General features: G+C 62.4%; 13 protein-coding genes and 1 riboswitch. Of the genes, 4 read left to right on the top strand and 9 right to left on the bottom strand.

The window, feature by feature from the left end; all coding sequences use genetic code 11:
- Positions 1–4 precede the first annotated feature (4 nt).
- Positions 5–793 carry a cobalt-precorrin-6A reductase gene (locus RLW41_RS14105; protein ID WP_414461877.1) on the top strand — a complete coding sequence of 263 codons (789 nt, stop codon included), beginning with the start codon at positions 5–7 and terminating at the stop codon, positions 791–793.
- Here the strand turns inward: RLW41_RS14105 and cobJ are convergent.
- The 6 genes from cobJ to cobW are packed head-to-tail and all read right to left on the bottom strand — an operon-like array spanning position 763 to position 8,452.
- Entirely contained in the window at positions 763–1,521 is a 759-nt protein-coding gene (gene cobJ, locus RLW41_RS14100) for a precorrin-3B C(17)-methyltransferase (protein ID WP_414461876.1), read from the bottom strand. The genes RLW41_RS14105 and cobJ overlap by 31 nt on opposite strands.
- Positions 1,518–2,261 carry a precorrin-2 C(20)-methyltransferase gene (locus RLW41_RS14095; protein ID WP_414461875.1) on the bottom strand — a complete coding sequence of 248 codons (744 nt, stop codon included), beginning with the start codon at positions 2,259–2,261 and terminating at the stop codon, positions 1,518–1,520. Before RLW41_RS14095 ends, cobJ begins: the two co-directional genes overlap by 4 nt.
- Positions 2,258–2,887, bottom strand: a complete 630-nt coding sequence (locus RLW41_RS14090) for a precorrin-8X methylmutase (RefSeq protein ID WP_414461874.1) — start codon at positions 2,885–2,887, stop codon at positions 2,258–2,260. The genes RLW41_RS14095 and RLW41_RS14090 overlap by 4 nt, the downstream gene beginning before the upstream one ends.
- Positions 2,884–4,152: a precorrin-3B synthase gene (cobG, locus tag RLW41_RS14085; RefSeq protein ID WP_414461873.1), complete on the bottom strand. Its 1,269-nt coding sequence runs from the start codon at positions 4,150–4,152 to the stop codon at positions 2,884–2,886. Before cobG ends, RLW41_RS14090 begins: the two co-directional genes overlap by 4 nt.
- Positions 4,149–7,415, bottom strand: a complete 3,267-nt coding sequence (gene cobN / locus RLW41_RS14080; protein WP_414461872.1) for a cobaltochelatase subunit CobN — start codon at positions 7,413–7,415, stop codon at positions 4,149–4,151. Before cobN ends, cobG begins: the two co-directional genes overlap by 4 nt.
- The gene (gene cobW / locus RLW41_RS14075) at positions 7,415–8,452 is read right to left on the bottom strand and encodes a cobalamin biosynthesis protein CobW (RefSeq protein WP_414461871.1); all 1,038 of its coding nucleotides are present in this window, start codon (positions 8,450–8,452) and stop codon (positions 7,415–7,417) included. The genes cobN and cobW overlap by 1 nt, the downstream gene beginning before the upstream one ends.
- Before the next feature lie 109 nt (positions 8,453–8,561).
- Positions 8,562–8,747: riboswitch (cobalamin riboswitch) on the bottom strand.
- 60 nt (positions 8,748–8,807) lie between these two features.
- Between cobW and cobU the strand changes: the two genes are divergently transcribed.
- The 3 genes from cobU to RLW41_RS14060 are packed head-to-tail and all read left to right on the top strand — an operon-like array spanning position 8,808 to position 11,428.
- On the top strand, positions 8,808–9,332 hold the full coding sequence (gene cobU / locus RLW41_RS14070) for a bifunctional adenosylcobinamide kinase/adenosylcobinamide-phosphate guanylyltransferase (RefSeq protein ID WP_414461870.1): 525 nt from the start codon (positions 8,808–8,810) through the stop codon (positions 9,330–9,332).
- Between the two features lie 3 nt (positions 9,333–9,335).
- Positions 9,336–9,956 carry a cob(I)yrinic acid a,c-diamide adenosyltransferase gene (gene cobO / locus RLW41_RS14065; RefSeq protein WP_414461869.1) on the top strand — a complete coding sequence of 207 codons (621 nt, stop codon included), beginning with the start codon at positions 9,336–9,338 and terminating at the stop codon, positions 9,954–9,956.
- A complete protein-coding gene (locus RLW41_RS14060; RefSeq protein ID WP_414461868.1) occupies positions 9,956–11,428 on the top strand; it encodes a cobyric acid synthase in 1,473 nt (490 codons plus the stop codon). The genes cobO and RLW41_RS14060 overlap by 1 nt, the downstream gene beginning before the upstream one ends.
- Here RLW41_RS14060 and cbiB read toward each other — a convergent pair.
- The 3 genes from cbiB to RLW41_RS14045 form a co-directional block, all read right to left on the bottom strand.
- Positions 11,412–12,386: an adenosylcobinamide-phosphate synthase CbiB gene (cbiB, locus tag RLW41_RS14055; protein ID WP_414461867.1), complete on the bottom strand. Its 975-nt coding sequence runs from the start codon at positions 12,384–12,386 to the stop codon at positions 11,412–11,414. The two genes, RLW41_RS14060 and cbiB, sit on opposite strands and share 17 nt — an antisense overlap.
- Before the next feature lie 41 nt (positions 12,387–12,427).
- Positions 12,428–13,927, bottom strand: coding sequence for a uroporphyrinogen-III C-methyltransferase (gene cobA, locus RLW41_RS14050; RefSeq protein ID WP_414461866.1), 1,500 nt, complete (start codon positions 13,925–13,927; stop codon positions 12,428–12,430).
- 117 nt (positions 13,928–14,044) lie between these two features.
- On the bottom strand, positions 14,045–15,061 hold the full coding sequence (locus RLW41_RS14045) for a DUF4340 domain-containing protein (protein WP_414461865.1): 1,017 nt from the start codon (positions 15,059–15,061) through the stop codon (positions 14,045–14,047).
- Positions 15,062–15,068: the final 7 nt, after the last annotated feature.

The following is a 15,068-nucleotide window of genomic DNA, read 5'->3' as shown; positions in this document are numbered from 1 at the left end:
TCACATGACAAAAGCGATCATGACGACGACGCTGCGCATCCTGCTCCTCGGCGGCACAACCGAAGCGGCAACGCTCGCCGACCGTCTTTCGACGGCCGACAACATCGAAGCGAGGCTTTCGCTCGCCGGACGAACCGCCAATCCCGCGACAAGCAAGCTTCCGACGCGCATTGGCGGTTTCGGCGGCAGCGACGGACTTGCCGCTTACCTGCGTCAGGAAAAGCTTGACCTGCTGATCGACGCCACGCACCCTTTCGCGGCACAGATAAGCGCCAACGCCGTAGCGGCCGCGGCGGCCACAAACATTCCGCTGCTCGCCATCGAACGCCCTGCCTGGACGCCGGTCGAAGGCGACAATTGGATTGAGCACGACAGCATCGATGCCGCGATTGCCGCCCTTCCCACTGAGCCTCAAGACGTCTTTTCGGGTTTGGGGCGCCAGGCCATCGATGCGCTCTGTCGAGCGCCGCTGCATCGTTATCTGATCCGCGTCGTCGATCCGCTCGAGCTGCCCTGTGAGCTGATCAACTCCGAACTCATCGCCGCGCGCGGACCGTTCCGAACGGGCGAGGATGCCAGGCTGTTCGCGGACTATGACATCCGCTACGTGCTGGCGAAGAACGCAGGCGGCAGTGCCGCTTATGCCAAGATTGAAGCTGCGCGCCAGCTCGGCATTGCGGTCCACATGGTTCGCCGGCCGGCGATCCCAGATCGCACGAAGGTGTCCTCCGCAGACGAGGCGCTGACCTGGATCGCAACCCATCATCGGTCGCGCTCCGACCTCGGCGTATAAACCCACGCGCGCCCATCGCTCGCCTGCACGGTCCGCGTCGCACGCGATCCAATCATCACGAGCGTGCGCATATCGCACGCCATGTCCGCCGCTGTCGCCAACGTCGCGATATCGATCTCTTCATCGGGACGTCCAACCGCGCGCGCGAACACGACGAGCGTTTCAGCAGGCAACACGTCTCTCAAAATCTCAAACGCCGACCTGATCTGCTGCGGCCTCGCCTTCGATGCCGGGTTGTAGAGCGCAATAACGAAATCAGCTTCGGCCGCAAGACGCAGCCGCTTCTCGATCGTCGCCCAAGATTTCAAATTGTCGGACAACGAAATGGCGCAGAAATCGTGCCCTAGCGGCGCCCCGATCCGCGCCGCCGCCGCCAGCATCGCGGTAACGCCGGGCTCGACACGAATGTCGACGCCATCGGCAGCCGCCGGATTTTTCTCGACGGCCTCATAAACCGCCGCCGCCATGGCGAAGACGCCCGGATCTCCGCCCGAAACTATCGCAACGCGACGTCCGCTCGCGGCAAGTTCGAGCGCACGTTCCGCCCGCACCAACTCCTCGCGATTGTCGGAAGCCTCCAAAATCTGGCCGGCCCGCGGCGTCAGACGATTAACATAGGGCGCGTACCCCAGAATGACATCCGCCCCGCCGACGACATCGCTCGCCGCAGGTGTCACCCAACCTTTCGGACCGGGCCCAAGCCCCACGATGGTCAACTGTCCGTTCATGCGATGCGCCGTCCACGCCCGCCTGGAAGCAGGACAATTGAGAAATAGGGAACCGCGCATTCTCCGAGGTCAGACAGCTTCGCGACGCGCTCGCCCGGCATCGTTCCGCGCTCGACATAAATTGCATCGTCGAAACGACCCGCCGCGCGCAGCGCCCGTTTGATCTTCTCGATGTTGTGGCCAACCTTCATGATCACGGCCGCGTCGGCAACGCCAAGGTGTTTCGCCAGCGCCTCTTCATCGAGCGTACCCGGCAACACCGTCATGACGTCGTCACCGTAGGTGATCGGCGCCTGCGCCGCCGTCCAGCATCCCGACATTCCCGTGATCCCAGGGATGACCATCACCCGATGTGCAGCCTTGATGCGATCATACATGTGCAGAAACGATCCGTAGAAAAACGGATCGCCCTCGCATAGCAAGGCCACATCTCTACCGCCCTCGAGATGAGCGACAATCGCCGCCGCGCTCTCTTCGTAGAAATCGCGGATCGCCGAAACGTACCCATCTTCTCGGAAATCGATCTCGGTCGTCACCGGATATTCGAACGCCGCCTCGACAACATCGGTGCGGATATGAGCATTCGCAATGGTTCGCGCGTGTCCCGTGCGTCCCGCCTTGCGGAAATGCGCGACGACCGGCGCTGAACTCAGGACGCGCACCGCCTTGAGCGTCATCAGCTCCGGATCGCCAGGCCCCAGCCCGACGCCGAACAACGTGCCGGATTTAACCTCGCTCATTCGGCCTCGCTTGCGAGCGCATTGACCGCTGCTGCAGCCATCGCGCTTCCGCCTTTGCGGCCTTTGACGATTGCAAATGGAACGCGCCCATCAGCCGCCAGCGCCTCCTTCGATTCGGCCGCACCGACGAAGCCAACCGGCATGCCGATGACAGCCGCAGGTTTTGGCGCGCCCGCATCGAGCATTTCGAACAGCCGGAACAGCGCCGTCGGGGCATTGCCGACAACAACGACGGAGCCCGCAAGCTTCGACCGCCAAAGCTCCATGGCAGCGGCCGTGCGCGTATTGCCGATCTGTGCCGCGATCTCAGGTACGCGCCGATCGCGCAGCGTGCAGACGACGTCATTCTTCGCCGGAAGGCGCGCACGCGTGATGCCATCTGCGACCATCATCGAATCGCAGAGGATCGGGGCCCCCGCTTTGAGCGCCGCCTCAGCACCGCGCGCAAACGTCGGTGACATCACAATATCGCGGGCTACCTCGACCATGCCGCAGGCGTGAATGATCCGCACCGCGACGCGCTCCTCGACCGGTGACAACCCGGCGAGATCGGCCTCTGCCCGGATGATCGCGAACGAGCGCGCGTATATCGCCGCTCCGTCGCGAATGTAGTCTTGTACCGTCATACTACGGGCTCCAGGATCAAGCGCGAAATCGTCGTGCTCATGTCGTCAGCATTGATCGTATCGTGTACGCGCATCGAATCCGCTGAACCGTCTCTGATGATATCGTACCGGCCGTCACGGCCGACGAGTGTCAAACGTGCTTCCGTCCGCCGCGCGCACCCCTTCTCGCATCCGGAAATATGCAGCGAGCAGCCGTGCAGCGAACCCTCAAACGTGTCGGCAAAGCGCTGCGCGTCCCGCCGCGTATTGGCGCGTGCATTTTTGCACCCAGGCGAGCCCGGACAGACATCCATCGCGAGCCGTATATCGTCTTCTTGCACGATCAGTCCTGCGGCATTGGCGCCCCGAAGCAATTCGTGCGCATGCATCGCATCCTGCAGTGGAAAGACGAGCACGCGTTCTGGGCTTGTGCGAACGTCTTCAGCGCCCGCCACTGTCGCGTGATCGCAAAGCGCGGCAAGCTGATCAGCAGTAATCCGCCCGAAGGGAAAACCGACGCCAGCTCCGAACACGCTGTCGTTCCGCTGCAACAATCCCACAGGCACACTGTCTGCAGCCGCTTCACCCAGGGGCGTCGGAAGCGGCAAACCTGCCATTGCAAATACCCTTGCGACGCCGAACTGAGCAACCGCGTCGCGCATACGCCGAAAACTCGCGTCATTTGCCTTCAGCTCGATAAACGCCAGCGCCAGACGATGCATGGCATCGACGACCTCTCCGCGCGCAACTTCGCAGCCCATCCCAATCGCACCATCGAGCACGATTGAGAAACAATCATCGCGCGCGGACATCATGATATCCGCGCTGCGTCCGCCGATGCGCGGCGTCGCCACGCCTGAAAAACTGAAACCGAATTTTCCGGGCAGAGACCATAAGCGCGCATCTCGCAGTAGGACCGTCTCCAACGCTGCCGCGAGATCGCAAATATCCGCGCGCCGCGGATCAAGCCCGCTCAACGGATCGACGACGACGTTGCGCACGGCCTCCGCGTCCGCAGACGGATCCAGCAAACCTGCCGTATCCAGCGCACCGAGAAGCACTGCGAATGCGCCGTCACTCACGCCTCTGATCTGCAGATTGCCGCGATTAGTCAAATCAATATCGCCGGACCCAAACTGAGCGGCGATCGCACCGATGGCTCGCAACGAACTGAGCGAAAGAGCGCCCGCGCGCGGACGCACACGCACCAGAAGCCCGTCGCCCGAACGCATCGGACGATGCGCGCCTGGGCACCAGCCTTTCCTCAAATGATCCGCCGACGTCATTCCGCTGCCTCGCGCGATGAACCGTCTTTGTTTGCGAGTTCGCCGATATCGTTGCGTCGCGGCTGCCAAAGCCCGCGCGCAATCGCCTCCTCGAACCGGCGCCGCATTGCCGCGATTGCGTCGGGGTTCTCGCGCGCGAGAAATGCTGCGACCACTGGGTCACCGAGATATGCCTCGTAGAGCCGCTCGAAGCCGCCGTTGTCGACGGCCCGCGCCGTCGCCGCGAAGGCGAATGCCGCGTCAACGCTCTGCGCCATCTCCGCGCCGCCGCGGAAGCCGTGACGCATCTGGCCCTCGATCCAGCGGATGTTCGCAGCGCGCCCATGAATCACGCGGGCACATTCTTCCTGCAGCGTGCGAACGCGCGGCGCATCTGGCATTGCCGTATCGCCATGATAAAGCGCTACGCGATCGTTTCCGAGAGAAGCAGCGGCAGCCGCGAACCCACCTTCGTGTGCCGCAAAGTCACCGCCGGTTAGCAAATCAATCTCGCTGTGATCCTGCACATGCACGAAGGCGTCTGCCGATTTCACGCGTCTTTCGAAGCCCGCGCTCGTCGCTTCCGAGCCATCGCCGCGATACGCCGACAGTGTGCTGACGAGATACGACCGCCCAAGATCGTCACGCTCGCTCCAGTCGCCGCGGTCGATGTGCTGCATTACGCCAGCGCCGAAGCTGCCGCCGGCGGGTCCGAAAATGCGATCGAGCTTTGCTTCGGACGACGAGGCCTGGCGCAGCGGATTATCGCCGACATCTTCTTCAAGACTGGCAACGAGCGCGACGGCGCTATCAAACAACGCAAGTTGCGCTCCGAACATATCGCGGAAAAGTCCTGAGATCCGCAGTGTCACGTCAACACGCGGACGGCCAAGCTCCGCCAATGCCTCGGTCTCGACGCCCGTCACGCGATAGGAACGCTGATCCCAGACGGGGCGGACGCCAAGCAGCGCCAGCGCGGTTGCGAGTTCCTCGCCGCCAGTACGGAGCGTAGCGCTGCCCCAAAGATCGAGCACGATCGCGCGGGGCCATTCGCCATGATCGGAGAGATAGCGATCGAGGATAGCTTTCGCCGCACGCTTGCCGTTCGCCCACGCCGTTGCGGTCGGCACGCTGCGCGGATCGACGCTGAAAAGATTGCGTCCTGTCGGCAGTACATCAGATCGCCCTCGGCTCGGCGCTCCAGCAGGACCCGGCGCGATGAATTTTCCAGCAAGCGCCCGCGTGATCGCTTCAAGCTCCCCCTTATCGAGAATATGTAGCCCGTCGCGGATCGACAGCTCTTTCACATCGCACAGAAAGGCGTCGATGCGCGTCAACGCTTCGCTCGCCGCCATGCCCGCATCGAGGCCGCACTGGGCCGCAATTCCGGCACGAATGGCGGCGTCGACGATCTGATCCGACAGAACCTTGCGCCGCCTCGGATCAAGACCTTCCGCCGACGCGAATTCATCGACCAGCCGATCAACCTCACTCAACGGCCCCGACAAACCGGCTTCCGTCATCGGCGGCGGCTTATGTCCGAGCGTCACGGCAGATAGCCGCCGCTTCGCCTCCGCCGCTTCGCCGGGATCATTGACGATGAACGGATAGATCATCGGCGTAGGACCAAGCAGCGCGCGCGGCGCACACGTTTCGCTGCCTGCAACGGCCTTGCCCGGCAGCCATTCGAGCGTGCCGTGCGCGCCGAGATGAATAAGCGCATCGATCTTTGCGACGTGTCTTAGCCAGAGATAGAACGCGACATAGCTGTGCCGTGGCGGTGTCGCCGGATCGTGATACTGCGCCTTCCGGTCAAGCGCCTGCCCGCGTTCCGGCTGCAGTCCAATCAAAAGACTTCCGCACGGCGCGACACGAAAGCGGAACGTGTTACCAACGAGTGCGTCATCATCTTCTGGCGGTCCCCAGGCGCTGACGACGCTTTCTTTAAAGGCTTCTGGCAGCGCATCGAATGCTGAACGGTAAGCATCAAGCTGCCACCCGATTGCCTGTGCTGGATCGAGTCGCGCCACAAGATCGCGACTGTCCGACGGACGATAGGCGACGTCATAACCCGCGTCTTCGAGATGCGACGCGATCCTGCACGCGCTCTCAAGGCCATCAAGTCCAACCGCGTGCGCGATCTGATCCGGCCGCCCCGGATACGTCGAGAGCAACAGACCAATGCGAAGATCATGGCGCGAGGCTGAACGAAGCTTCGCCCAACGCGCGGCAAGCTCGGCAACATGCGAAACGCTTGGCTTATAAGGCACATGGCGCAGCAACGACACGCCGAGTTCCGTCCCCAGCGTATCCGCTTCCTTGAACGATACGACGCCCGCAAACAACCGTCCGTCGAGCTCCGGCAAAACGACGTGCATCGCAAGATCAGCGGCACTGAGGCCGCGCTGCGACTTCTCCCAAAGCGTAAACGTCGAATTGGCGAGCGCGACCTGCAAGACCGGACAATCCGCAACGTCGAGCGGCGAGGCATCCGCGCCGTCGCGTGAGGCAAACGCCGTCGCATTAACGATGACGCTCGGCTGGAGACGTTGCAGCTCATCCTGAAGCCAAGCCGCGGCATCCGCTGCCTTCAGGCTTGGAACGTAGAGCGCCGCCCCCGCCAAGCCGCGATCTTCAAGTGCGTCCACCAAAGCATCGACTGGCGCAACATCGCCCGCAAGCAAATGTGAACGATAGAAAACAACGGCAGCCGCCCCGAGCGTAGCACCGGATTGCGCGCTTTCCCGATAGACGCCGAAATTCGGAATCTCTCGCGGCGATGCAATTTCTCCACGCGCGTCGCGTTTGCCGAGCGTCGCCAGCAAAGCCATGCGTGTATTCTCAATGCCGCCAACATCGAGCAGAGCCTCAAGCCGCGCCAGCTCATCTGGACCAAGCGTCGACAACGCCGAGAGTCGAATGTCCGGTCGCCCGTCGCCTGGCACGATAGCAAGTGTGATTCCCAGTTCGCGGCAGCGCCGCCCGAGTTGCTCGCCGCCATACCGCCAATAGTCGAGGCCGCCCAGCAGGCGCACGATCACGGCCTTCGAACCTTTCAGCGTCGCGTCGGCAAACAGATCGACCGACATCGGGTGGCGCAAGGCGTTGAGGTTTGCGATCCGCACACTCGGTTGCGTGCTCTCGGTGCCGCGAAACGCAGCCGCCGCCATCGCAAGGTCGGAATCGGAAAACGACAGAAAAACGATATCGGCGGGCGCGAGTCCGAGATCTTGAGGCGCGGCGGCCTCGTCCAGATCCCGGCTCTCGCGAACGACGATATGCATCAGGCAGCGCCCGTCAGGGTCCGAGTGATGCCGTCGCGATCAAGCCCCTTCTGGCCGATGACGACCAGCCGGCCCACGCGCGCCTCGCCCGATTGCCATGCACGTTCGTAACGCGTGTCGATCCGCTCACCGACACCTTGCAAAAGGAGCCGCATCGGCTTCCCACCGATGGCCGCGAAGCCCTTTACACGCAGCACGTCGTGATCGTTCGCGATGGCTTTCGCCCGCTGAGCAAGATCATCAGGCGACGACAGCTCCGGCACTTCGACAATGAACGTCTCGAAATCGTCGTGATCGTGTTCCGGTTCGGCATCGTGATGCGAAGGTCGAGCGGCGAGATCATCTTCCGCAGCTGCCGAAATGCCGAGCAGCACATCTGTCGGAACGACCCCATTTTGCGTTGCCACGATCTTGATTGCCCGCGGCACCATGCTGCGAATGTCTTGCGCGATCAAAGTCGCGTCTTCCGGCGAAAGATGATCGCACTTGTTGAGCACGACGAGGTCGGCGCAGAGCAGCTGATCCTCGTAAACCTCTTCCAGCGGATTTTCATGATCGACGGACGGATCTGCTTCGCGCTGCGCCGCGACCTTCACCGGATCGTCGGCGAAGCGACCGGCGCGCACGGCCGGGGCATCGACGACCGTCACCACGCCATCAACCGTCACACGATTACGGATATCCGGCCACTCGAAGGCTTTGACCAGCGGCTTCGGCAGCGCGAGGCCTGACGTCTCGATAATGATGTGCTCCGGCGCGGGCTCGCGCGCCAAAAGCGCTTCAAGCGTCGGAATGAAATCGTCAGCGACGGTGCAACACAGGCAGCCGTTCGTCAGCTCGATAATGTTTTCTTCCGGGCAATTCTCAACGCCGCACGACCGGAGGATCGTCCCGTCCACGCCGACATCGCCGAATTCGTTGACGATCAGCGCCAAGCGACGGCCTTGCGCGTTCTCAACGGCATGGCGAACGAGTGTCGTTTTGCCCGCTCCCAAAAAGCCGGTGACGATCGTGACGGGAACCTTGCGCGTGCTCATTGCCCCGCCTCCACAGACATTGAATTTTCGGAAGACCGGCCAGACGCGCGGTATAGCGCGCGGGATATTCTGAAGTGCATCTTAACCTTTCTCGCCCCACCGGCGATAAGTTGGAAATCTCGTTGACGGCAGGTCTCCTGGCTCGCGGGTCTTGGCATTAGGCGACCTTCCCGGGCTGTTGCCCAGTGGCGTTCTCGCCTATGCTCACCGCGCACAGTTGCGGGGGCAGCTGCGGAGTAAATACCGCATTCCCTTTTGAACCCTCTTGCGAGGGACCGTCGTCCCAATCGATAAGTGAGCCCACATCTTACGTCAATCGCAATAGCGGCCTCTGCGGCACGACCGAAAGTTTATAATGACGACTTTGCACCTCCCGCAGCTGACCCTCATCCTCGGGGGCGCCCGGTCCGGCAAAAGCGCTTACGCGGAGCGCCTTTTGACAGGCATTCCCGGGCCTTGGGCTTATGTCGCCACGGCGGAAGCGTTCGACGACGAAATGCACAGCCGCATCAAGCACCACAAGAGCCGCCGCGGCGCGGGATGGGTCGATCACGAATCGCCCCTCGAAATCGCCGACGTGCTGGCCAACCGCGTTGCAGAGCTTCCCTCTCTGGTCGATTGCCTGACGCTCTGGACCTCCAATCTGATGCACGCCAACCGCCCCGTTCCGGAGGCAAGCGACGCATTGCTGGCCGCCGTCGCCAAACGCGTCGCGCCCTGTGTGATGGTCTCGAATGAGGTCGGCCTCGGTATCGTGCCGGACAACGCGCTCGCCCGCGCCTTTCGCGACGAAGCCGGCCGCCTCAATCAGAAGATCGCAGCCGCCGCCGACAAGGTCATTTTCGTCGCCGCCGGACTGCCGCTGACATTGAAAGGCTGAGCCGTGAGCAACAATCCCACCACGGTCGACGACGCCGAGCGTCACAAAGCCAAGATGGCTAAGCGCAAAGCCGTGCAAGATGCCGAGGTCGCCTCGAAACAGATCGAAAAAGGTGTGCTGCTCGTCCACACCGGCCCCGGCAAAGGCAAATCGACGGCCGCGTTCGGCCTCGTGCTGCGCGCGCTCGGGCACGGCTGGCGCGTCGGCGTCGTCCAGTTCATCAAAGGCGCGTGGAAGACCGGCGAACGCGATGCGCTGGAACGCTTCGGCGATCAGATCTCCTGGCACACGATGGGCGAAGGCTTCACCTGGGAAACGCAAGACAAGGCCCGCGACATTGCCGCTGCCACGCGCGCCTGGGCGAAGGCAAAAGAACTGATGGACGATCCATCCATTCGTCTGCTCATTCTCGACGAACTCAACATCGCACTGCGTTACGACTATCTGCCGCTCGATGACTTGCTCGAAACGCTCCGCACGCGGCGACCCGATCTTCATGTCGTCGTCACCGGCCGCAACGCCAAGCCGGAATTGATCGCGCTCGCGGATGGCGTGACGGAAATGGGCGCCGTGAAGCACCATTTCGCCGCCGGCATCAAAGCTCAGGAAGGCATCGAATTCTGATGCCTGCGCGCGCGTTGATGTTCTCAGGCACCGGCTCCGACGTTGGCAAATCGCTGATCGTCGCCGGGCTTTGCCGTTTGTTCTCCAACCGCGGAGTTCGCGTCGTTCCGTTCAAGCCCCAGAACATGTCAAACAATGCCGCGGTCACGGCCGACGGCGGCGAAATCGGCCGCGCCCAGGCATTGCAAGCGCGAGCCGCGCGCGTTGCGCCATCCGTGCACATGAATCCGGTGCTGCTGAAGCCCGAGACCGAAACCGGCGCGCAGATCGTCGTGCAAGGCAAAATGCGCGGCTCGGCGAAAGCGCGCGATTTTCAATCGAAAAAGAAAGAGCTTCTGCCTGCCGTTCTCGACAGCTTCGCGCACCTCAAAGCGAACGCCGATTTCGTTCTCGTCGAAGGCGCAGGCAGCGCATCCGAGATTAACCTGCGTGCGAACGACATCGCCAATCTCGGCTTCGCACGCGCCGCCGACGTTCCGGTCGTACTGATCGGCGACATCGACCGCGGCGGCGTCATCGCCAGCGTCGTCGGCACACGCCACGTCCTCGATCCCGACGACGCGGCCATGGTGCGCGGCTTCATCATCAACAAGATGCGCGGCGACTCGACGCTCTTCGCCGATGGCATGACGGCAATCGCCAATCTGTCTGGCTGGACGCCGCTCGGCCTCGTGCCGTTCTTCCCCGATGCTCACAAGATTCCCGCTGAAGACGCGCTCGGATTGCGCGATCTTATGAAAGCGTCGAAGTCTGGCAGCGAGACGAAGCTGCGTATCGCCGTACCGCTGCTGCCGCGCATCTCGAATTTCGACGACCTCGATCCACTGCGCAACGAACCTGGCGTCATCGTCGAGCTGATCGAACCGGGCCAGCCGATTCCGGCTTCTGCCGATCTCATTCTGCTCCCGGGCTCGAAGACTACGATTGATGATCTAACAGCCTTGCGTGCCGCAGGCTGGGACATCGACATCAAAGCGCATGTTCGCCGCGGCGGCCGCGTACTCGGGCTGTGCGGTGGCTATCAAATGCTGGGAAAGCGCATCGCCGATCCGAACGGCATCGAAGGCCCGCCGCGCGCCGTCGATGGCCTCGGCCTTCTCGATATCGAAACCGAGTTCGGCACCGAGAAAACGCTAGAGCGCGTTTCCGGCACGCTTACGGGTTCCATAGCGCCGTTTGAAGGCTATGAAATGCACGTCGGCAAGACGACTGGGCCAGACACCGCGCGCCCCATGGTAACCTTCCCCGACGGCCACCGCGACGGCGCCACCTCGCCAGACGGCCGCGTCTCGGGATGCTACATTCACGGCCTATTTACGTCGGACGCTGCACGCCGGACCTTTCTGGCCTCTTTGGGCATGGAAACATCTGCGCTCAGCTACGATACAGAAATCGACGCCATCCTCGATCGCTTTGCCGAGCACCTCGCCCAACACATCGCAATCGAAGAGCTCCTCAGCCTGGCAAGATGATTGCGATGAGCAGCAGGCTGCCGACCATGACGCCCCAAGCCGTCGTCGTCAGCCGCAGCGCAGCGCGAATATCTTCTGCTGTTGCATCGCGCTTGCCGTCGCCCATGTAGGCATCTTCAACGCGCGTCTCGCCGTAGACCTTCGGACCGTTGAGCTTCAGCCCGAGTGCGCCCGCGAGCGCGCTCTCCGGCCAGCCCGCGTTCGGCGAACGATGCTTCGATGCATCGCGGGCCACAGCTTCGAGAGTTCCCGCCACCGACGCACCCGGCGTGAAGATGCTCGCCAGCGCCAGCAGCAGGGCTGTCAATCGCGAAGCAGGAAGATTGACAAAATCGTCCAGACGCGCCGAAGCCCACCCAAACGCCTCATGTCGCGGCGTCCGATGCCCTATCATGCTGTCAGCCGTGTTGATGGCCTTGTAAACGACAAGGCCCGGCAGCCCCAAGATCGCAAACCAGAACACCGGCGCCACGATGCCGTCGGAGGCATTTTCAGCAAGGCTTTCGATAGCCGCCCGCGCCACGCCGTGCGCATCGAGCGTCTTCGGATTGCGCCCGACGATGCGGCCAACCGCTTGCCGCGCATCGTCCAGACCATATTGATCAAGCGCCCGCGCCACGTCTTCGACGTGCGTGTAAAGGCTCCGGCTTGCAATCAGCATCGACGCCAAGAGCGCAATGAAAAACGCCCCGAAGGCAACGTGATCGAAAAACTGCTCCAACGCCCAGGCGATGACACCGGTAATGACGATAAGAATCCCGAGCGCCAGCACGCCCTTGTTGCGCCTGACTTGCGAGCTGTCGGTTTCCCGATTGAGCTTTTTATCGAGAAAGGAAATGAATCGCCCAATCCACGATACCGGATGGCCAATGCGCTGATAAAGCCAGTCCGGATATCCGAACGTGGCCTCAAGCGCGAGAGCGCCGACAAGGACGAAAAGCGTTTGTGCGGCTGTCACGGGCGGCTATGCGGGCAGGACGTACAGAGCACGCCACATCATCATGACTGCCCCGGCATGGCATCGACCGCCGCAACGATAGCATCGGCCTGCTCCGAGACATCGCGAACAGTCGCGTAGCGCAGCGCTTCTCCGACCATCACAAGCACCGGACCGTCCGGATGCGCCGCATGAAGCTCAGCCGCGATGGTCGCGACGGTCGCTATGAAAACCTGCTCGTCCGGTCGCGTCGCATTCGCAACCGCAATCGTCGGCGTATTGGGATCGAGGCCGTGCACCAGTGCCACGTCGGTCAGTTCCGCAAGCGTGCGCTTTGGCATGTAGATGACCGTCGTCGCCGCGCTGTCGGCAACTGCGCTCCAATCGATATCTTCCGGCAGATGTCCGCGACGATCATGCGCCGTGATGAACTGCAGCCGCCGCGCGTGATCGCGGTTCGTCAGCGAAACTTTGAGGCTGGCGGCCGCACCCTGCGCCGACGTCACACCCGGCACGATGCTGATCGGAATGCCCGCGCTGCGGCAGGCCTCGATCTCCTCTCCCGCGCGCCCGAAAATCAGCGGATCGCCAGATTTGAGGCGGACCACCTTGAGGCCCTCGCGCGCCAGCGAAACCATCGTCGCGTTGATGTCCGGCTGCTTGCAGGATGTGCGATAGCCGCGCTTGCCGACGTCGATCATCCGCGCGCCGGGCCGGACGAATTCGAGGATCGGCTTGGCCACAAGATCGTCGAACAGCACGGCATCGGCGGATTGCAGCGCCTTCAGCGCCTTCAACGTCAAAAGCTCCGGATCGCCCGGACCGGCACCAACCAATGTAACCGTTCCCATTGGCACGTCGGATGCCTTTGGCTCGTCAGCTTGCACGCTGGCCCGCTCCGCTATCGATCCGGCTTCAAAATAGCGGGTCTCGAACGGCGTGCGCGGCTGCCAACCGTAACGTTGCAGCTCCGGATCGAGATGCTCTTCCTCCGGCCAGCCGAGCAGAAGATAGCCGACGAGCTTCCAGTCGGCAGGTGCATCGAGCGCCTTTGAAACCTCCGCCGGATCGATGATCGACACCCAGCCCAGCCCAAGTCCCGCCTCGCGTGCCGCAAGCCACAGCACCGTCACCATGCACGCACACGAATGATCGAGCGTCTCGGGCATCGTCTGCCGGCCGAGACCGTGGCCTTGCAAAGCGCTCCTGTCGCAAAACACCGCGAGATGCACCGGCGCGGCATCAAAGCCGGAGAGCTTGAGCCGGTTATAAAGATCGGCCTGATCCCCGACGTAGGCTTCCGCCGACCGGTCCCGTGCCACTTGGAAATTCTCGATGATGGTTGAGCGCGTCTCGGCCGAACGCACGTTGACGATGCGCCACGGCTGGCTGTTACCGACCGACGGCGCCAGATCCGCAAGGCGCAGAAGGCGGTCGATCAGCTCGTCAGGAACCGGGTCCGGCCGGAAACGGCGGACATCGCGGCGCCAGCGGACGAGTTGCTCGAGCGAAGCCCGGCCGTCCTGCTGCTGATTGTGGTCGCTGGTCTTGCGGTCGGTCATGGTGAATAAATGCGTTCGGTCGGAAATGCCGTTGCGGCAATCCCGACCTATAGCACCATTCGACGCCCGCCGCGCAAGCGCTCGGCTTTCCGGCCCGAAACCTGCGGCGTTACGGCGTTATGACCCTGTATTTTCCAACAGATCGTCTTGTTTCTTAAGCAGGCCCGACACCTTCGCCACCGGAATCTTAAATTCCCAACCGGTCGTCAGCGCCGCGATATCATCGGCCTGCTTCTTAGCGTCGCCAGTGCCTGAAGGCGTGACGATGACCCAGGCCTGCTTGCCGTCGGACTTGACGTCGAGTTGAATTTTTAAGCCCTTGTCGGTCTCGTACGACACCTTCCCAGCGTCCGGCAGCGTCTCGGATTTGTCCGCCTTACGCACACCTTGGAAGTCGACATAACTTGCGGACTCGATGATCTCATCGACCGAGTTCACATACTTCAGCTTCTTGCCGGCCGGCATCTGCGCCAGCTTATGCGAACCGTCCTTCTCCGAATCGATCTGATAAGCCGGTTGCCCCGCAACTTCGATCGACGCCGTCTTGATCGAATTCGTCGGAATATCGACGACGCGCGTCTTCACCCAATCGCTGAGCTTGGCTGACGCATCGATCGGCCGGTCTGCGAGCCAGCTTTGATCGGTCCCCGGCTTGCGAACATATGTGCCGTTCTTGTTGGTTCCGAACGCATCCGCCTTACTATTGCCGGCCACGATCTCGCCAATGGCGTGTCCGCTCGCATCGAGAAACCGGATCAGCCGCGACGAGCTTGTTTTCGGATCGCCGAGACCGAGAATAGGCAGCATATCCTTCTTCGCCGTCTTACGTTCGACGAGCGATGCTTCCGACGCATTGAGCAGCAGCTTGCGGACGGCTTCGACATTCGCCGGGTAATCTTGCTGGCTCGCGACCACCCACTTGCCGTCCTTCAGCGCAAGCTTGATCGTATTGCCGCCTTGCTCGACTTCGATCACCGCGACTTTATTTTCCGCTGGAGTGAGCGCCGGCAGTGCCGCTTCGCCGTGGATGATGGCGGTCGGCGACCAAGGCCGCGACGACACGAATGCCGTCACCGCAACCGCCAGCGAAAGAATAGCTGCACCGAGCAGAGCTACGAAGGTCTTGGGCTTCATCGCGCGT

The organism is Hyphomicrobium sp. DY-1 (assembly GCF_047497105.1).
Classification (GTDB): domain Bacteria; phylum Pseudomonadota; class Alphaproteobacteria; order Rhizobiales; family Hyphomicrobiaceae; genus Hyphomicrobium_B.
This window is presented reverse-complemented; position numbering and strand designations above follow the sequence as displayed.